At 68.2% G+C, this 18,981-nt stretch carries 16 protein-coding genes; 9 read left to right on the top strand and 7 right to left on the bottom strand.

Annotated elements, in window-relative coordinates:
- The first annotated feature begins 68 nt into the window (after positions 1-68).
- The gene (locus tag C996_RS0100080; RefSeq protein WP_018865457.1) at positions 69-2,120 is read left to right on the top strand and encodes a UvrD-helicase domain-containing protein; all 2,052 of its coding nucleotides are present in this window, start codon (positions 69-71) and stop codon (positions 2,118-2,120) included.
- Positions 2,121-2,136: 16 nt separating this feature from the next.
- Here C996_RS0100080 and C996_RS0100075 read toward each other — a convergent pair whose 3' ends face one another.
- Complete coding sequence (locus tag C996_RS0100075; protein ID WP_018865456.1) at positions 2,137-3,858, bottom strand: potassium/proton antiporter; 1,722 nt, start codon at positions 3,856-3,858, stop codon at positions 2,137-2,139.
- On the opposite strand from C996_RS0100075, the gene C996_RS0100070 reads away from it, so the two are divergent.
- On the top strand, positions 3,857-4,906 hold the full coding sequence (locus C996_RS0100070) for a lipid A deacylase LpxR family protein (RefSeq protein ID WP_038035498.1): 1,050 nt from the start codon (positions 3,857-3,859) through the stop codon (positions 4,904-4,906). The genes C996_RS0100075 and C996_RS0100070 overlap by 2 nt on opposite strands.
- Before the next feature lie 18 nt (positions 4,907-4,924).
- Here the strand turns inward: C996_RS0100070 and C996_RS0100065 are convergent, their stop codons facing one another.
- The gene (locus C996_RS0100065) at positions 4,925-5,878 is read right to left on the bottom strand and encodes an MBL fold metallo-hydrolase (protein WP_018865454.1); all 954 of its coding nucleotides are present in this window, start codon (positions 5,876-5,878) and stop codon (positions 4,925-4,927) included.
- Between the two features lie 171 nt (positions 5,879-6,049).
- Between C996_RS0100065 and C996_RS0100060 the strand changes: the two genes are divergently transcribed.
- The 3 genes from C996_RS0100060 to dut are packed head-to-tail and all read left to right on the top strand — an operon-like array spanning position 6,050 to position 8,385.
- Complete coding sequence (locus C996_RS0100060; RefSeq protein ID WP_018865453.1) at positions 6,050-6,646, top strand: DUF502 domain-containing protein; 597 nt, start codon at positions 6,050-6,052, stop codon at positions 6,644-6,646.
- A 39-nt stretch (positions 6,647-6,685) separates the two neighbouring features.
- Positions 6,686-7,894 (top strand): bifunctional phosphopantothenoylcysteine decarboxylase/phosphopantothenate--cysteine ligase CoaBC, encoded by a 1,209-nt coding sequence (gene coaBC, locus C996_RS0100055; RefSeq protein WP_018865452.1) that lies wholly within the window; start codon positions 6,686-6,688, stop codon positions 7,892-7,894.
- A gap of 29 nt (positions 7,895-7,923) precedes the next feature.
- The gene (gene dut / locus C996_RS0100050; protein ID WP_018865451.1) at positions 7,924-8,385 is read left to right on the top strand and encodes a dUTP diphosphatase; all 462 of its coding nucleotides are present in this window, start codon (positions 7,924-7,926) and stop codon (positions 8,383-8,385) included.
- Between the two features lie 8 nt (positions 8,386-8,393).
- On the opposite strand, the gene hmpA is transcribed toward dut, so the two are convergent.
- Positions 8,394-9,572, bottom strand: coding sequence for an NO-inducible flavohemoprotein (hmpA, locus tag C996_RS0100045; RefSeq protein WP_018865450.1), 1,179 nt, complete (start codon positions 9,570-9,572; stop codon positions 8,394-8,396).
- A 160-nt stretch (positions 9,573-9,732) separates the two neighbouring features.
- Between hmpA and argB the strand changes: the two genes are divergently transcribed.
- The gene (gene argB / locus C996_RS0100040; RefSeq protein ID WP_018865449.1) at positions 9,733-10,611 is read left to right on the top strand and encodes an acetylglutamate kinase; all 879 of its coding nucleotides are present in this window, start codon (positions 9,733-9,735) and stop codon (positions 10,609-10,611) included.
- Positions 10,612-10,635: 24 nt separating this feature from the next.
- Here argB and C996_RS0100035 read toward each other — a convergent pair whose 3' ends face one another.
- Complete coding sequence (locus C996_RS0100035; protein ID WP_196799339.1) at positions 10,636-11,298, bottom strand: DUF4124 domain-containing protein; 663 nt, start codon at positions 11,296-11,298, stop codon at positions 10,636-10,638.
- Here C996_RS0100035 and C996_RS0100030 point away from each other — a divergent pair.
- On the top strand, positions 11,291-12,052 hold the full coding sequence (locus C996_RS0100030; RefSeq protein ID WP_018865447.1) for a sulfite exporter TauE/SafE family protein: 762 nt from the start codon (positions 11,291-11,293) through the stop codon (positions 12,050-12,052). The genes C996_RS0100035 and C996_RS0100030 overlap by 8 nt on opposite strands.
- Positions 12,053-12,295: 243 nt before the next feature.
- Here C996_RS0100030 and C996_RS0100025 read toward each other — a convergent pair whose 3' ends face one another.
- The 3 genes from C996_RS0100025 to C996_RS0100015 form a co-directional block, all read right to left on the bottom strand.
- A complete protein-coding gene (locus C996_RS0100025; RefSeq protein ID WP_018865446.1) occupies positions 12,296-14,479 on the bottom strand; it encodes an HAD-IIB family hydrolase in 2,184 nt (727 codons plus the stop codon).
- Entirely contained in the window at positions 14,476-15,873 is a 1,398-nt protein-coding gene (locus C996_RS0100020; protein WP_018865445.1) for a glycoside hydrolase 100 family protein, read from the bottom strand. The genes C996_RS0100025 and C996_RS0100020 overlap by 4 nt, the downstream gene beginning before the upstream one ends.
- 62 nt (positions 15,874-15,935) lie before the next feature.
- A complete protein-coding gene (locus C996_RS0100015) occupies positions 15,936-17,018 on the bottom strand; it encodes an EAL domain-containing protein (protein WP_018865444.1) in 1,083 nt (360 codons plus the stop codon).
- 116 nt (positions 17,019-17,134) lie between these two features.
- On the opposite strand from C996_RS0100015, the gene msrB reads away from it, so the two are divergent.
- Together msrB and C996_RS0100005 are read left to right on the top strand one after the other, a co-directional pair.
- A complete protein-coding gene (msrB, locus tag C996_RS0100010; protein ID WP_018865443.1) occupies positions 17,135-17,533 on the top strand; it encodes a peptide-methionine (R)-S-oxide reductase MsrB in 399 nt (132 codons plus the stop codon).
- A gap of 54 nt (positions 17,534-17,587) precedes the next feature.
- Positions 17,588-18,787: an MFS transporter gene (locus tag C996_RS0100005; protein ID WP_018865442.1), complete on the top strand. Its 1,200-nt coding sequence runs from the start codon at positions 17,588-17,590 to the stop codon at positions 18,785-18,787.
- The last annotated feature ends 194 nt before the right edge of the window (positions 18,788-18,981 follow it).

Raw genomic sequence — 18,981 nt, 5'->3', positions numbered from 1 at the left:
GCTGTCTTTATGAATCGGGGATCGTGGGTTAGTTTACGCGCCCCGCTGCGAAGGAATCGACCGCCCCGGTGTCTGAACTGAATCCCCAACAACAGGCCGCCGTGACCACCACGGACCGCCCCCTGCTGGTCCTGGCCGGGGCGGGTTCCGGCAAGACCCGCGTGATCACCGAGAAGATCGCTCACCTGATCGAGCGGCGCGGCCTCGCCGCACGCCAGATCGTGGCGATTACCTTTACCAACAAGGCCGCGCGCGAGATGCGCGAACGTGTCCAGGGGCGACTGTCACGCGAACAGGCCCGGGGCCTGAACGTCTCCACCTTCCACACCTTCGGGCTCAACTTCCTGCGTCGCGAGCTGCAGGCGGCGGGGCTGCGCCCCGGCTTCTCCATCCTCGACCCCGGTGACTGCCGGCAGCTGCTGCGCGAGATCACCTACCGCGACGATACCGGCTCCGAGGTCGACGCCCTGATTGGCCACATCAGCCGCTGGAAGAACGACCTGATGACCCCGGAAGAGGCGCTGCACGAGGCCAGCCAGAGGAACGACGCCCCGGAGGCGATCGCCGCGGCCAACCTCTACCCGCGCTACGAGGACGCCCTGCGCGCCTACAACGCGGTGGACTTCGACGACCTGATCAAGCGCCCGGTGGACTGCCTGCGCACGGACGCAGAGCTGCGCAACCGCTGGCAGGACCGCATCCGCCACCTGCTGGTGGACGAATACCAGGACACCAACTCCGCGCAGTACCAGCTGGTGCGCCTGCTGATCGGCGTCAGCGACGGCCTGACGGTGGTCGGCGACGACGACCAGTCGATCTACGCCTGGCGCGGCGCGCGCCCGGAGAACCTCGCACGCCTGCAGCAGGACTTCCCGCGCCTGGAGGTGATCAAGCTGGAGCAGAACTACCGCTCCACCAACCGTATCCTGCATACCGCGAACGCCTTGATCGGCAACAACCCCCACGTGTTCGAGAAGCGCCTGTGGAGTGCGCTCGGCGAGGGCGAGAAGATCGAGGTGATCGGCTGCTCCGACGCCGATACCGAGGCCGCGCGCGTGGTCTCCGAACTGATGCGCCGGCGCTTCCGCCTGAATGCGACCTGGGGCGACTTCGCCATCCTCTACCGCAGCAACCATCAGTCCAGGCTGTTCGAGAAGCTCCTGCGCGAGCAGGGCATCCCCTATCGCCTGAGCGGCGGCCAGTCGTTCTTCGAGAAGGCCGAGATCAAGGACCTGGTCGCCTACCTGCGCCTGCTCGCCAACCCGGACGACAACACCGCCTTCCTGCGCGTGGTCAACGTGCCGCGCCGCGAGATCGGGCCGGCCACGCTGGAGAAGCTCGGCCACTACGCCAACCAGCGCGGGGCCTCGCTGCTGCAGGCCGCACACGGCGCCGGCCTGTCCGAATACATGGATGCCCGCGCCCAGGCGCGGCTGGAACGCTTCACCGAATGGGTCGACGGCTTCCAGCGCCGCGGCGCGGAGGAGGGCCCGGACGCGCTGCTGCGCGCCCTGGTCGAGGACATCGACTACGAGTCCTGGCTACTGGAGAACAGCCCCAACCCGCGTGCCGCCACCCGGCGCATGGACAACGTGCGCGAATTCATCGACTGGGTCGGGCGCATGGGCGGCGGCAACACTAGCGCCGAATACGGTGACGACGAGGTGGAGGATGATCAGGGCATGGACCTGGCCGACATCGTGAACCGCATCAGCCTGATGGACATCCTCGACCGCAACCGCGATTCCCAGGACGGTAACGAATCCGTGCAGCTCCTGACCCTGCACACCGCCAAGGGCCTGGAGTTTCCGCATGTCTGTCTGGTCGGCTTCGAGGAAGAACTGCTGCCGCACCGGGTCAGCGTCGAGGACGACTCCATCGAGGAGGAGCGGCGGCTCGCCTACGTCGGCCTGACCCGCGCCCAGCAGACCCTGCTGATCACCTACGCCCAGCAACGCAGCCGTTACGGCGAGACCATCGACTGCGAACCCTCGCGCTTCCTCGACGAACTCCCCGAGGAACACCTCGACTGGCCGGACGCCAAACCGCCGGACCCCGAGACCCAGCAACTCACCGCCCGCGCACACCTCGCCGGCCTCAAGGCCATGCTGGAGAAGTAGCCCACCCGGGCCCTGCTTACTTCAGCAGTTTCAGGCCAACGCGGGTAATGCGGGGGCCGTCCATTTCGCGGATGACCAGGCGCATCGGGCCGAGATCGACGGCGTCGCCGACGACCGGCTCGGCCTGGAGTTCACGGCGCAGATAGGCCTCGAGGGTGTCGCCCTGGCGCTCGGGCGGCACCGGGGCGCCGTAGGCCATGCCCACCGCGCCGAGCTGGGCATCGCCATTGAGCGCGAACTCGCCGAACACGCTGCGTTCGGTGAGACGCTCCGGCACCTCGTCCTTAGGCACGAACAGGCGGTCGAGGTCCGGCAGGTCCGCCGGCGCGACCATGATGTAGAGGTGGTCACCGGCGTGCAGGTCCAGCAACTCGAGCGTCTCCAGCAGCTTGCCGTCACGCAGGTGGGCCACCACCCGCGCGGTGCCCGGTAGGCGGAAGTTCGACCACGCCTCGCGCACCACCGGCGTGGTCTCTGCCAGGCGATAACCAACCAGTTCCATCTCCTGCTGGCCGGGAATATCCAGCTCGGTACGCTGCACCCGCGCCGTGGTGGGTGGCAGCTCCAGGCCCAGCCAGCGCGCCGAGGGCGCGACGGTCCAGCCCTGCACCAGCAGCGAGATCAGCACCACGAAGAAGACGACATGGAAGAAGTGGCCGGCCAGTTCCAGCCCGGCCAGCAACGGGAACAGGGCGAGGATGATGGGCACCGCCCCGCGCAGGCCGACCCAGGCGATGAAGACCTGCTCGCGCCAGGGAAAGTGGAATGGATACAGGCAGACCCAGACCGCCAGCGGGCGTGCGACCAGGATGAGCACGGCCGCCACCAGCCCCGCGTCCAGCGCCACCGGCGGCAGGCCCGAGGGGGTCACCAGCATGCCCAGCATCAGGAACATGCCGATCTGCGCCAGCGAGGCGATGCCGTCGTGGAAGCGCTTGATGTTCTGCGAGGCCTCCAGCGGGCGGTTACCCAGCAGCAGGCCGGCGAGGTACACCGCGAGGAACCCGGAGCCGCCGACCAGGCCGGTAAGCCCGAAGATGGCCAGCGCCCCGGCCATCGCGAACAGCGGATAAAGCCCGGCGGCCATGGGCACCCGGTTGATCAGGGCCAGCAGGGCCAGGCCGCCCCCGACGCCCAGCACCGCACCCAGGCCCATCTGCTGGATGAACTCGACCAGTACCACCAGGCCGAACTGCTGATCGGGCATCAGCAGCAGTTCGATCAGCACGATGGTCAGGAAGATCGCCATCGGATCGTTGGAGCCGGACTCGATCTCCAACGTGGCCCCGACGCGGCTTTTCAGCTCCAGCCCGCGCGAGCGCAGCAGGGAGAACACGGCGGCGGCATCGGTGGAGCCCACGATCGCCCCCAGCAGCAGGCCCTCCAGCCAGGACAGGCCCAGCCACCACACGGCGAACAGCCCGGTCAGGCCGGAGGTCACAAGCACTCCGACGGTGGCCAGCCCCAGCGCCGGCTTCAGCCCGATCCGGAAATTGCGGGCCGGTGTGCGCATCCCGCCGTCGAACAGGATGATCGCCAGGGCGGCCGAGCCGACCAGATACGCAAGGGTGATATTCTCGAAGACCAGACCGCCCGGGCCTTCCGGGCCCAGCAGCATCCCGATCACGAGGAACACCAGCAGCAGGGGCACCCCCAGCCGCGAGGTGATCACGCTCGACAGGATGCTCCCCAGCAACACGATCGCGGCCAGGAAGATGATCTGGTTGGAGAGGTCCATGCGCCAATCATACCGGAACGCCACCGCCCCTCGAGGGCGGTCACCCGACCGCAGGATGCGGGCGTTGCTGGCCGCGGCAGCCCTTGGCGTGGCGGCCGCAGGCCCGACCGCCGGCGCGGAAACCGGCGTGGATGCCCTGCACTTCGAGTTCGAGAACGACCTGTTTGCCGGCGAGGACCGCTACTACACCAACGGCGTGCGCATCGGCTGGACCCGCAGCGGGGAAAAGGTCCCCTCGTGGCTGCGAAGCGTGGCCGACTTCCTGCCCTATTTTGTGGAGCGCGAGGAGCGTGGAAGGCTGAAATCCGCCATCCATCTGGCTCAGAATATGTATACGCCGGAGGACATCGAACGCTCGCCCGCGGACCCGGACGACCGCCCCTACGCGGGCTGGTTGTACCTGAACTTCAGCCTGGCCGAGGAGCATGGCGACCGCCTGGACCGCCTGCAGGTCACCCTCGGCACCGTGGGGCCGGCCTCCCTGGCGGATCGCACCCAGAAAGAGGTCCACAGCTGGTCCAGCGCGCCGCACCCCCGGGGCTGGGACGACCAGATTGGCAACGAACCGACCCTGATGGTGGGCTACGAGCGTCAGCTACGGGGCTACACGCGGCATGCCGCGAGCGGCTGGGGCTGGGATCTGACCCCGCACTGGGGCGCAACCGTCGGCAGCCCGTTCACCTTCGCCAACGCCGGGGCGATCATGCGGGCCGGGCGCAACCTCCCGCGCGACTACGGCCCGACACGGATCAACCCCGCCCTGTCCGGGTCGCATACCTTCGAACCGACCGGCAGGCTTGGCGGCTATTTCTTCGCCGGGGTCGACACCCGCCTGATGGCCTACGACCTGTTCCTCGACGGCCCGCTGTTCCGCGACGGCCCCTCGGTGGACAAGCACCCGCTGGTTGGCGAACTCACCGCCGGCGCGGTCTTTCATGTGGGCGGCGTGCGGATCGGCTACACCCACGTGTGGCGTTCGCGCGAATTCAGCGGCCAGGCCAAGGGCGCGGCCGAATTCGGGTCGCTGCATGCCACCTGGCAGTTCTGAAGCCGCCCGCGGGCAGTTTCAGAACACTGCCGCCTCGACATCCGGGTAGGTGGTCGCCACCGAACGGTCGATCTTGTCCTCGAACCCCGGATAGGCCTCGACCAGATCGCCCATCCGCTCGCGCACCAGGGGCACGGTCTCGAAGTCGGCCAGTCCCTGTTCCACGCCTTCCTCAATGGCATCCCACAGCGTGACCAGATAGCGCTGCAGCCGCTCCAGAGTCGCGGCATCCTCGAGACGGCCATGTCCGGGCACGACCACGGCGGGTTCCAGGGCGATCAGCTCGTCCAGAAGATCGATCCACTGCGCGACATCGCCATCCCACACCGAGGGCGCGCGATCGCTGTAGACCACGTCCCCGGCCAGCAGGACGCGCTGCCGTGGCAGCCAGACGCTCAGATCACCCGGCGAATGGGCGCCCCCGGACGGGATGATCACGACCTCCTGCCCGCCCAGGTCACGGGTGACGCGCTCGTCCACGGACGTATCCGGCAGGCGCAGCGCGGAGTCACCGGTCGCCCCTTCGGTCATCTCGCGGAAGTTCTCGACCCAGCCCTCGCCTTCGGCCTCCATGCGCGCAATCGCCGCCGAGCCGGCCATGATCTCCGCCTCCGCGGCAAAGGCCGCATTGCCCAGCCAGTGGTCGCCATGGCTGTGGCTGTTCACGATCCAGCGCACCGGCTCGTCGGTGACCCCGGCGATCGCTTCGCGCAGGGCCACGCCCATCGTCTCGGAGGAGCCGGTGTCGAACACCAGCACCCCGTCACCGGTCACCACGAACGCCATGTTCGCGTTCCAGCCCAGGTTCTCGCGACTGGGGAAATCCCGCGCCGGCGTCATCACCGCATAGACCCCGGGCGCCACCTCCTCCGGGGTCATCGCGTAGTCCCCGGGTGCAGCCGCGCCCGAGGACCCGGCGAGCCCCACCTGCGGCATCACCATCATCGCCAGGACCAGGGGCCAAAGGCTCATTCCCTTCCATCGCTGCATCTCGTCACTCCCCATACCCGGCAACGTGCCGGCGGCCTCGCTCGATAGACTGCGCGGACGTGCCAAAGTGCCGCCCCCGCCCCGCTCCCGTCGTCGACGTGCCACGAGCACGAATGCGTTAGCATCCGAGCATACCCCTGCACGGAGCCCGCTGTGCGCCGAATCTCTCGAACCTTCCTGACCGGCCTGGCCGCCATCCTCCCGGCCGCCATCACGCTGGCCTTGCTGTGGTGGCTGGGGAGCACCGCCGAGGAGGTGCTGGGAGGACTGTTGCAGGCCATCCTGCCCGATCTTCTGTACTTCCCGGGCATGGGGATCCTGGCCGGCATCGGCCTGCTCTTCGGCGTCGGGGTACTGCTCCAGGCCTACGTGGTCCGCTGGCTGTTCGACTGGCTGGAAGGGCTGATGCAGCGCATCCCGGTGGTCAAGACCATCCACGGGACCGTGCGCGACGTCACGCGCCTGGTCTCCGGCGACATCCACGAGCAATTCGGCCAGGCCGTGCTGGTACAGCTGCCCGGCACCGACTTCAAGCTGGTCGGCTTCGTCACCCGCGAGGATTTCGCGGGTCTTCCGGACAGTCTCGGCGGGCCCGACACAGTCGCGGTCTACATGCCCATGAGTTACCAGATCGGGGGGTACACCCTGATGCTCCCGCGCGAACGCATCGAACCGCTGGAGCTGTCGCTGGAGGACGCGATGCGCTATGCCCTGACCGCCGGCGTCTCCGCGCGCCAGGAAAAGAGCTAAAGAGACGCAAGCGTCCCCTTAGGGGGTAGAATCCGCCGCATGACGGAACACGATTCCAAGCCAAGGATCCTCGTCGGTGTCAGTGGCGGCATCGCCGCCTACAAGGCCTGCGAGCTGGTGCGCGAGCTGAAACGCGCCGGCTGCGAGGTGCGCGTGGTGATGACGCCCGGCGCCCGCGCCTTCGTGACCCCGCTGACCTTCCAGGCCCTGTCCGGCGCGCCGGTGCGCACCGAGCTGCTGGACGCCGAGGCGGAATCCGGCATGGATCACATCGCCCTGGCGCGCTGGGCCGACCGCATCGTGGTCGCCCCGGCCAGCGCCAGCCTGATTGCCCGCTACGCCCAGGGCCTGGCGGACGATCTGCTGAGTACGCTGCTACTGGCCACCACCGCGCCGGTCGCGCTGGCGCCGGCGATGAACCATCGCATGTGGACGCACCCGGCCACGCAGGCGAACGTCTCGACCCTGATCGAGCGTGGCGTGGCCCTGATCGGGCCGGACAGCGGCGACCAGGCCTGTGGCGAGCAGGGCGAGGGCCGCATGCGCGAGCCCGCCGCGATCGCGCGGGAGCTGCTGCAACCGGCACACGCCCCGCTGGCCGGGCGCCACGTACTGATCACCGCCGGTCCCACCTTCGAGCCGATCGATCCCGTGCGCTTTATCGGCAACCGCAGCTCCGGGCGCATGGGCTTTGCCCTGGCCGCGGCGGCGCGCGACGCGGGCGCACACGTGACTCTGGTGCATGGCCCGACAGCCGAGGCCGTACCCACGGGCGTCGCGGGCATCGCCACGGAGACGGCCGCCGCCATGCACGCCGTGGTGATGGAACGCCTGCCCGAGGCCGACATCCTGATCGCGGCCGCGGCCGTGGCCGACTACCGCCCGGCCGAGCCGCAGGCACAGAAGATCAAGAAATCCGACCCGGTGATGCACCTGGCGCTGGAGCGCACCCGGGACATCCTGGCCGAGGCGGCAACACAGGCGGCCTCCCTCCCCCGGCGCCCGTTCCTGGTCGGCTTCGCAGCCGAGACCGAGCACCTGCGCGAACATGCCGAGGCCAAGCGCCGCGCCAAGGGACTCGACCTGATCGCCGCCAATCGGGTCGGCGAGGGCCGCGCCTTCGGCACCCCCGACAACGAATTGCTGTGTCTCTGGGAGGGCGGCGAGCGCCAGCTCCCCAGCCAGCCGAAGACCCAGCTGGCCCGGGCGCTGATCGACCTGATCGTCGAGCGCCTGGAACAACGCTGATCGAATGCGAAACGGACAAGGAACCCCGCATGCCCGTCCCCGAGATTGACCTGAAGATCCTGGACCCGCGCATGGGCGCGGACTTCCCGCTGCCCGCCCCGGCCACCGACGGCTCGGCCGGCGTCGACCTGCGTGCGATGATCGAGGCCCCGCTGACGCTGGAGCCGGGCGCCGCCGAACTGATCCCGACCGGGCTCGCGATCCATATCGAGGACCCGGGCTATGCCGGGATGATCCTCCCGCGCTCCGGGCTGGGCCACAAGCACGGCCTGGTGCTGGGCAACCTGGTCGGCCTGATCGACGCCGACTACCAGGGGCCGCTGATGGTCTCCTGCTGGAACCGGGGCGCGAACGCCTACACCCTGGAGGTCGGCGAACGCCTGGCGCAGCTGGTCATCGTCCCGGTCGCCCAACCGAAATTCCGCGTCGTCGAGGACTTCGAGGCGACCGCCCGCGGCGCGGGCGGCTTCGGCTCCTCGGGCCGGGGCTGACGGAGGCGCTACTCCAGGGCCGAGGCGGGGCCGAAGAACTCGTAGTTCAGCTGCGCGTCGGGAATACCCATCCTGCGCAGATGGGCGCGCACCTGCTGCATGAAGGGTCTGGGCCCAAGGAAATACACGTCTACCTCGCGGCTGTCCGGCAGCCACTCGGCGAGCTGCTCGCGGCTTAGAAAGCCCTCCGCGTGCGGTGCATCGCTGGGGCGCGGCTCGCTATAGCAGTAGCGCTGCGTCAGCTTCGCGGTGCGCTCGGCCTGAGCATTCAGCCAGTCACGAAACGCGTGCACGCCGCCGTGGCGCGCGCAGTGCACGAAGTGGACTTCGCGGCCCTGTGCCAGCGCCGCCTCGGTCATCGCGACCGCCGGGGTGATACCCACGCCCGCGGTCACGAAGGCCACCGGCCGGTCCGCGGGCCGCAGCACGAAGTCTCCGGCAGGCGGGAACACGTCAAGGATGTCGCCCGCATCCACCCGGTCATGCAGGAAGGTCGAGGCGACGCCGCCCGGCTCGCGCTTGACGCTGATGCGCAGGGTCTCGCCATTCGCGGCGGCCGACAGCGAGTAGTTCCGCCGCAGCTCCTCGCCCTCGATCATCAGACGCAGGCCGAGATACTGTCCCGGCTGGTGCGGCGGAACCGGTTGCCCGTCGACCGGCTGCAGATAGAACGAGGTGATCTCCTCGCTCTCCGGAACCTTGCGCTGGACACGGAACGGGCGCGCGCCACGCCAGCCCCCGGGCTGCCGCTCGTTCGCGGCGTAGGCCTGTTCCTCTGCAGCGATCAGGATATCCGCCAGCTGCTGGTACGCCGCCCCCCAGGCGTCCAGCACGGCATCGGTCGCCACCGCTTCGCCCAGCACCTCGCGCATCGCCTGCAGCAGGCAGCCGCCAACGATTGGATAGTGCTCCGGCTGCACCTGCAGCGATACATGCTTGTTGACGATCTGCCCCACCAGCGGGCCCAGCGACTCCAGCTGATCGATGTGGCGGGCATAGTTCAAGACGGCATTCGCCAGCGCACGGGACTGTTCGCCACTGGCCTGATGGGCCTGATTGAACAAGGGCCGAACCTCCGGGTGGTCGCGCAGCATGATCCGGTAGAAGTGCCCGGTCAGAGCCTCACCTCCGGCCTCCAGAATGGGTACGGTCTGCTGAATGATCGCTTTTTGCTCGGTGGATAGCATGTGTCGCCTCAGGTGATATATATGATTTGCATCTTTATACCCTCGCACTAGCGGCCGGTCAAATCATACTGATAGAAAGAATCTTTAAAGGCGCGCCCTCCGCCGTTCTTGGGCACAGTGCTAAACTGCCGCGCTGTAAAGATCGACAACCGGACCCAGCATGGATACCCAGACGGCCCACTCCGTAGCCCATGTCCTGATCGAGGCGCTGCCCTATATCCAGCGCTTCGCGGGCAAGACGATCGTGATCAAGTACGGCGGCAACGCCATGACCGAGGACCACCTGAAGGCCTCGTTCGCGCGCGACGTCGTGCTGCTCAAGCAGGTCGGCGTGAACCCGGTGGTCGTCCACGGCGGGGGCCCGCAGATCGGCGAGCTGCTCAAGCGTCTGGGCAAGGAGACGGAGTTCGTCAACGGCCTGCGGGTGACCGACCGCGAGACCATGGACGTGGTCCAGATGGTCCTCGGCGGGATCGTGAATCAGGAGATCGTCTCGCTGATCAACCGCTTCGGGGGCCGCGCGGTGGGGCTGACCGGCAAGGACGGCCAGATGATCCGCGCCACCCCGCTACGCGACTATGGCGCGGCTGAGGGCCAGCCGACCGTGGACCTTGGCCATGTGGGCGAGGTCGAAGGCGTGGACCCGGCGATCGTGCATACCCTGGACGAGAGCGACTTCATCCCGGTCATCGCGCCGATTGGCTTCGACCGCGAGGGCAAGGCCTACAACATCAATGCCGACACCGCGGCGGAAAAACTCGCGGTGGTGCTGGATGCGGAAAAGCTCTTCCTGCTGACCAACACCCCGGGCGTGCTGGACGGCAACGGGGAACTCCTGCCCAAGCTGTCGGCCCCGCAGGTGGACGAGATGATCCGCGACGGGACCATCCACGGCGGGATGATCCCGAAGATCCGCTGCGCGCTGGATGCCGTGCGCAGCGGGGTCAACGCCACGCATATCGTCGACGGCCGCGTGGAACACGCGGTCCTGCTGGAGCTGCTGACCGACCAGGGTGTGGGAACGCTGATCAGCCGCTAGGAGAACGATTAATGCCCGCGACCGCTATTCGCGGCCGTTCATGACCAGCTGCTGGAAGTCGCGGCGATCCAGGTCCAGGCGTTCGTGGATCGCGGACAGCCGGTCGCGCTGGCCGCGGCGGTACTGGCGCTCCCGGGCGATACGGGCGTCCAGCTCCTCCAGTTCCGCGCGGTACCGATCGGCCAGCGGAGAACCCTCGTTCGCGCCGTCCAGCTGCCGCCGGATACGCTCGCGTTCGCGCAACAGCGTCTTTTCCTGCGCCTCGCTGCGCTGGATATTCCCGGCAATCGAGCGCTCGCGGCGTTCGCGCAGCTCCTCGATCTCGTCCAGCGAGGCATAGGCACGGCGCAGCTGCTGCTCGCGCGCGGCACGGTCCTGGCGCGCGCGCTGGGTCGCCTCCAGGTCGCGCTCCGCCTGTTCGCGCTCGGCGGCGGCCTGCGCCCGTTCCTCGGCGCTCATCGGCGCCGGCAGGATCTCGCGCATGCGGCCCTCGGAGTCGTAAATCCGGCGCTCGCGCTGGCTGGTCTCCGGCTGCGGGGTGCTGGAGTAGTGTACGGTCCCGTCATCATCCACCCAGCGGTAGATGTCGGCCTGTACCGGAACCGCCAGCCCCAGCAGCAGCACCGCGGCCACCCACGATTGCCACAGGCCTTCCCGCTTCCGGTTGCACGCACCCCAAATGACCATTCTCGAACACCTCGGACTCGCATTGATCGCCATCGTCGCCAACGGCTTCTCCGCCCTGGCGGGTGGCGGGGCGGGCCTGCTGCAGCTGCCCGCCCTGATTTTTCTGGGGCTTCCCTACCCCGTGGCGCTGGCCACCCACAAGATCGCCTCGGTGGCGCTGGGCGCCGGCGCCGGCCTGCGCCACCTCAAGAAAAGCACATTCGAGCCCGCGCGCCTAGGCATTATCCTGCTGGCCGGTCTGCCTGGGGTGTTAATCGGTGCCTGGCTGGTGCTCGGCATCCCGCCAAGGGCCGGCGAGATCGCCCTGGGCCTGCTGACCATCGGCCTCGGCTGGTACTCCTGGCGCCGCCCGCAACTGGGGCAGACGGTGCGCACCATCGGCTTTTCCTGGGGCCACGCCCTGATCGGGGCCGCCGGGCTGTTCCTGATCGGCGTGCTGAACGGGTCCCTCGCCTCGGGCACCGGACTGATGGTCACCCTGTGGCTGGTGCGCTGGTACGGCATGAGCTACACCCAGGCGGTGGCCTACACCATGGTCCTGGTGGGCCTCGTCTGGAACGGCGCCGGGGCGTTGATGCTCGGGACGCTGGGCACCGTGCAGTGGGACTGGCTGCCGGCGCTGCTGGTGGGGAGCTTCGTCGGCGGCTACCTCGGCGCCTGGGCGGCGCAACGCTACGGCAACCGCCTGGTCAAGCGCGCCTTCGAAGTCGTTACCGTCCTCACCGGCATCGCCCTGCTCCTCCCCGTCCCCTGACCGGATCCGGCGCCAAAGGCTCGCAAGAAAAAGCCGACAGGAAGAAGGGAAGACTGGAAGCGGGCGCTGAGGAGGGTGCCTCGATCCCAGATCGACAGCCACGACAAGTACGCGGCCACGGGCAGCACCAGGACGACCCAAATGGCTTTCACCAGTTTCTATCTTCCAACCTTCCAGTCTTCCTGTGAAAGGCCTTTGACCTGCAGCCCCTGCCTTCGTGTGCTTCGTGGTGAAAAAGTTGGTCTATTCGTCGGGCTCGGTGGCGGTGGGGATTTCGCAGCGGTTGAGCAGATCGAAGTGTTCGATCCCCTCGAGGATGCCGCGGGCGTGGGTGGCCCCGGCGAAGTAGATGCGCTGGAAGCCGCGCAGGCTCTCGAGTTCGGGCTGGTGATTGCCCACCACCACGCCGAGCAGCCGGCCGCGCAGCATATCCTCGTCGTTTCCCGAATCGCCGGCGACCAGCACGTGCTCCAGCGGAATGCCCCACTTGTCGGACAGGTAGCGCACCGCCAGTCCCTTCGACGCCCGCACCGGCAGCAGGTCGAGGAACCGGTCGTGGGAGTAGATCACCCGCGCGTGCAGGTCCTCGCGGTAGAGCCGCGTCGCCACGGTCTCCGCGTCCAGACTCCCGGGGGGTTCGGCAAAGAAGCTGACCTTGAACGCCCGCTGGTCCACATCCGGCTGCAGGACCAGATTCTTCTCCTGGCGCAGGCAGTCGCGCAGCCGGTCCGGCTCCCAGCGATGGCTGATGTGACGCGCCCAGCCGCGATCCTCGGTCTGCTTGGTGCCGTAATGGATCTCGCTCCCCACCGAGGTAATCCAGACATCCGGCGTCGGCACGCCGTGCTCCTCGAGGATCGCCGCGGCGGAATCGATGCGCCGCCCGGTGGCCACGCCGAAGGCGACCCGCTTGCGGTTGCGCTTGAGCCAGGCGACAAAGGCGCGGGTGGCCTTGTCGTCGCCCAGCAGGGTGTTGTCGATATCGGTGATCACGGCGCGATCCATCTGCGCCAGGTGACTGGAGACCCGGCGCTCGTGATGGCGCGCCTGGCGCACCTCGCGGGTCAGCGACTTCACCAGTTTCACGTATTTCTCGGCGTGGCCGTCCCAGGAATAGTGCTGGCGCACGCCCTTGAGGCCGGCGCGCGAATAGCGCTGCCAGCGTGGCCGGTCGGCCAGGATGCCCTGGATGGCGTCGGCGATCCCCTCCGGGTCCAGCGGGTCGATCAGCTGGCCGTTGTGGCAGCGCGAGATAATCTCCTCCGGCCCGCCGTCGTTGGTGGCCACGATCGGGGCGCCGCTGGCAGCCGCCTCGATCAGGGTCAGGCCGAAGGGCTCAGTCAGCGCCGGGTTCACGAACACCCCCTTGCTGGAGGCCACCAGGCGGTAAAGGTCGGGCACGTCCTCGGAGTCATGGTGCTTGGGATACGCCACCTGGCCGTAAAGGTCATGGCGGTCGATACGCAGGAGCAGGTCGGTCAGGACATCCCGCGCGCCCTTGTCCAGGTCGGCAATGTCGTCACGGTTGCCGGCGACGATCAGCAGGTTGGCGTTCTCGCGCAGCCAGTCATTCCCGGCGTATGCCTCGACCAGGGCGCGGATGTTCTTGCGCTCGTCGGCGCGCGACAGCGCCATGATCAGCGGCCGGTCGGGGTAGCGCAGGAAGCGGCGGATCTCCGGCCAGATAGCCGGCTTGCGCTCCCCGCGCTTCGGCGGATGAAACCGCGCCAGGTCGGTACCCGGCGGGATCACTTCCATGCGTTCCGGCTGGTAGTTGTCGTAGGCGGCGTACTGTTCGCCGATCTCCTGGCGGGTGCTGGCGATCACCCGATGCGCATGCGCCAGGGCCTCTTCCTCGGCGTGGATCCGGGTGGAGATGTTGTAGCGGGCCTCGATGTCGGCATCCGACATCCCGCTCTCGCGCAGGCGTTCGCGCTTGACCCGCCCCAGCGAATGGCCGGTCTGGAGCATGGGGGCGCCCAGCAGGTTCGACAGCTGCACCGCGACATGTCCGGCATCGGCATAGTGGCCGTGGATCACGTCCGGGCGCAGGCCCACGCCGCGGATATGCCCCAGGGCGTTGTCCGCGAAACAGTCGAGGTAGGGCCACAGCTTTTCCTTGCGCAGGTAGCGCCGCGGGCCGCAGTCCAGCCGCACGATCCGAGCCCCGTCGCCGAGATCCTCCTCGGGCTCGGCGTAGTCGTCGGCTACCTTGCTGTCGACCACGCGGCGGGTGAGCAGGTCCACCCGGCCCACCTGCGGGTGGCGCGCCAGGGCCCGCGCCAGTTCGACCACGTAGAGCGTCTGCCCGCCGGTGTCGGCATCGCGCCCCAGTTCCAGGTCCTGCCCGCGGATCAGACCGTGGACACTGATCAGGACGAGGTAAAGGCCTTCGCCATCACGAGACTTGCTCTGGGTCTTTTTCATGGCACCTCGGGTTCCGGGCTGTCGAACAGGCTCAGGGTCTCGGGGTTGTCGATCAGGCCCTGGGAGACCAGCACGGCGGTGGCCGACCAGGTCTGGCGATAGTTGGCGCGTCGCCCGACCAGGCGGCCGTGGCGCCCGTCGTAGTACTCCGGCCAGTGGTCGCGATGCAGGCGCTCGGCCGCGACCGCGTGCACACTGCGCGCCAGGTCGGGCCGCCCGACCCGCATGGCGGCCCCGGTGAACGCCCACAGCAACGCCGGCCAGTTGCCGCCGTTGTGGTAGGACCACGGAGTATTCTTGGGGTCGGACCCGGTCAGCAGACGCCATTCCTCGCCAACCATCGCCGGATAGCAGATCTTCACCGGCATGGTCCCGATCAGGTCCTCGAAGCGCTGCTCGAAGGTCTGCATAATCGAGCGCGACTGGTGCTCGTCGGCCAGCCCGAACAGCACCGCCAGCAAGTTTCCGAAGCTGAAGAACCGGAAATCCATCCTTCCCGGCCCGAGGTTACCGACCAGGTAGCCGCTCTCCGACGGGATCCAGTCCACCAGCCAGTCGGGGATGCTCTCGGGGTAGATATTCAGCGCGTTCTCGGACTCGTGGCCGAAGTGTTCGGTGCGATAGCGGTGGATATCGTTCAACCGCTCTAGATCCAGCCAGTAGTAGTGGCGGATGTAGTCCGACAGCTGCCGGGTACGGATCGCGGACTGCTCGCACAGGAGTTCGGAATCCCGGTCGCAGGGCTCCAGCATCGCCAGCGAAGCCTTCAGCATCCCGTAGAACAGTGCCTGGATCTCCAGCGGGTGGCCGAACACCCCCATGCGCCGGTCGATCATGAAGCTGCCGTCCGGCACCAGCAGAGTCGGGAAGACTTCGAAACGGTCCTGCAGACAGATGCTGAGGATCAGGCGGATGCCGCGCTGCACATCCGCGCTCTTGATGAATTCGTGGTCGCCGGTGCGGTTCTGGTAGGCGCGCAGCAACAGTACCCACCACATCATGGAATCCACCGGGGCGACGCGTCCGATCGCCCGGTCGCCAAAGTCCGCAGCCAGGGCCTCGCGGCCATTTTCGTCGGTGAACACCCGGAAGCTCGCCGGCATCACTCGCGGCAGCCGGCGGTGACCCTCGATCTCCTCCTGGGTATCGCGGATCTGCAGGATCAGCGCGAGGAAGTCGCGGACCACCTCGGGCTCGTCCCGCAGCAGGTAGACGAGCCCGGAGGGCACGAAGTCGCGGATAAAGCAGTCGGCATAGTTCTCCGCCGGGGCCCGCTCGTCCAGGCTCGCCACGGTGCCGACCGTGCGACCGCGATATCGCACCTCGGCATCACGCAACAGTTGAACGGCGGATTCCAGCGTCGGGTTACGGGCGTCGGGCGGGAGCTGATTCATGACGCCGAGTCTATGGAAAGCGGGCCCGATGTGCACGTGTCACGGCCCCCTCCACGCGGCGCTCAGGCAGACTCGGGGTGGCGCGGCATCGGCGGCTCGGCGGCCGGCCGGGCGAACAGGTAACCCTGACAATAGTCGACCCGGTCCTTCAGCCAGCGCCATTCGTCGGCGGTCTCGATCCCCTCGGCCACCACCTGAATATCCAGGTCGCGGGCCAGTTCCACGATCTTGTCGAGGATCTTCTGCTGGTAGATGTCGCCATCGATACCGCTGACCAGTTCGCGGTCGATCTTCACGAAATCCGGGCGCAACTGCGACAGCATGTTCAGCGAGGCGTAGCCGGCCCCCAGGTCGTCCAGTGCCACCTGGAACCCGGCCCGGCGGTAGCGCTCCACGATCCGTGACAGGTGTTCGATGTCGTTGACCTGATCGCTCTCGATCACCTCGAACACGAAACCACTGGGCCCGGCACGGCCGGCCGGGCGCGAATTGATCTCGCGCACTGTGGTCTCCAGGCAAAAGGCCGGGTCATAGATCGCGGTCGGGTTGAAGTTGATGAACAACCGGCTGCCGATCCCGCGCTCGCTGGCCCGGCGAATCGCATTGATGCGCGCCGAGCGATCCAGATGGAACAGCAACTCGGCATTGCGCGCCGTCTTGAACAGCTCCGGTGGCGGGATGGGGTCGCCACCCGGCGTGGAGGCCCGCACCAGCGCCTCGTAGGCGAAGACCTCGGCTGGATCGGCCGCGTGCACGATGGGCTGGAAGTGGAAGTCCAGGGCATCGTTGGCCAGGATCGCGGAGAGATCGCGGGCATTGTGCCGGGCGATCAGCGTGGACAGCAGGTGGGTATCCTGCAGATGCCCGAGCCCGAAGTCCTCGCCCTCGGGCACGAAGGTCGCGCGACAACCGGCCTGCTCCGAGCTGCTCAGGGCCCGCTCCAGGCGCACCAGCATCTCGCCCAGCCCGCCGGCACCCTTCACCGGCAGGGCCAGAATCCCCGAGGTCGGCTCGGCACAGGGCAGCCGTTCGTCTACCATGCGCTGACGCAGGGCCGCGCGAGTATGCGCCAGAACCGGCGCCAGATAGAGGGTGCCGGAGGCCGCCGGCAGCAGGTCAATACGTTCGCAATCGGGACAGCCCACGACCACCTCCAGCGGTCTTGTCTTCGGTCCGGGCCGAGAACCCGGGGTGTTCCTCGGGGTCCCATCACCACAGACCCTCGTCTGTTGGCAGACAATCCTATCGACCCGGAGGTTGCATGAGTCAATCCGATCGTCCGACGGACGCCGAACTGCGCGAACGCCTCACGCCGGAACAATACCGCATCGCCCGCGAAGGCGGTACCGAGCGCCCCTTCACCGGCGCCTACAACAACCACAAGGCCGACGGCACCTACCACTGCGTCGCCTGCGGTGTTCCCTTGTTCGACTCGCACGCCAAGTTCGACTCCGGCTCCGGCTGGCCCAGCTACACCGCGCCGGTGAGCGAAGGTGCCGTCGACGAACACCGCGACCGCTCGCTGGGCATGGAACGCACCGAGGTCCGCTGCGCGCGCTGCGACTCGCACCTGGGGCATGTCTTTCCCGACGGCCCGGCGCCGACCGGGCTGCGCTACTGCATCAACTCGGCGGTCCTCGACTTTCATCCACGCGACTGACACCAGCATCGCCCCCGGGCCATGACGGCCCGGACGATCCTTGAAGGGACTCCTATGCCCGGCCAGACCACCCCGCGCGAGCGCGCGAATGTCCTGATCCTTGCCCTCGGGCAGGCCCTGTTCCTGATCGCCGCGGTCACGGTGATGACCCTGAGTGGCGTGGTCGGGGAACGCCTGGCGGCCGATCCGGCCCTGGCCACCCTGCCAGTCGCCGCGATGATGGTCGGCACGCTGGTCAGCACCCTGCCGGCCTCGCTGTTCATGAAGCGCTTCGGGCGGCGCACCGGCTTCCTGCTGGGCACCAGCGTGGGCGGGGGCGGCGGTGCCGCGCTGGCCGCCGCCGGCGTCTTCGCCGAGGGCTTCTGGCTGTTCGTACTGGGCAACCTTCTGCTGGGGGCCTACCAGGCCTTCGCCATGTACTACCGCTTTGCCGCCGCCGATGTCGCCAGCCCCGCCTTCCGCCCGCGCGCCATCTCGCTGGTGATGGCCGGCGGCGTCGTGGCCGCCTTCCTCGGCCCGTGGAACGCCCACCACGCCCAGGCCCTGTTGCCGGGCACGCCGGAGGCCGGCCCCTATCTGGTCCTCGGCGCCCTGGCCCTGCTGGCGATGACGCTGCTGGCCTGGCTGCGCGTGCCGGCGCCACCGCCGGAGGAACGCGGGCCGGCCCGGCCAATGCGCGAGATCCTGCCGCAAGGGCGCTTCCTCGTCGCGCTGACCGCCGCCGCGCTGGGCTATGCGGTCATGGTGCTGCTGATGACGGCGACGCCGCTGGCCATGCGCCACGCCGGCTTCGACATGGGCCAGATCGCCCTGGTCATGCAGTGGCATGTATTGGGGATGTTCGCCCCCTCGTTCGTGACCGGCCATCTGATCACCCGCCTCGGGATCACGCGCATCCTGGCGCTCGGCAATGCGCTGGTGCTGTTCAGCGTGGCGATCGCCGCGCACGGGGAGACGCTGGCGCATTTCTGGCTGGCGCTGTTCCTGCTGGGGGTCGGCTGGAATTTCCTGTTTATCGGCGGCAGTACGCTGCTGACGACCACGCATACGGCCACCGAGAAGGGCAAGGTCCAGGGCGTGAACGACCTGACCATCTTCACGCTGGTCACGGCCGGGTCGCTGCTGGCCGGGGCACTGCTGCGACCGCTGGGATGGGACGGGATGAATCTCGCGATGCTGCCGGTGATCGCGGTACTGACCGTCGCTATCCTCTGGCTCTGGCGCGATGACGCCCGCGCCCCGGCGCGCGCCTGACCGCGCCGAGCGTTTACCCCCAAACGCACGGGGTTCCCACTTGCTGGTTGGCTGGTCCTGGTTCGTCGCCGGTGTTTACGGTGGCTCCGGTCCGCCGCCTGCCAGGCGCTGACTCGCCAGCGCGCCGCGAGGTACTTCTTTGCTCGTGCAAAGAAGTACCCAAGAAACACGCCCGACTGCCGCGACCCCGGCCC

The organism is Thioalkalivibrio sp. ALE25, assembly GCF_000377285.1.
In the GTDB taxonomy this organism is placed as follows: Bacteria; Pseudomonadota; Gammaproteobacteria; order Ectothiorhodospirales; family Ectothiorhodospiraceae; genus Thioalkalivibrio.
Note: the sequence above shows the minus strand (reverse complement) of the source record. Positions and strands in the feature narration are given on the sequence as shown.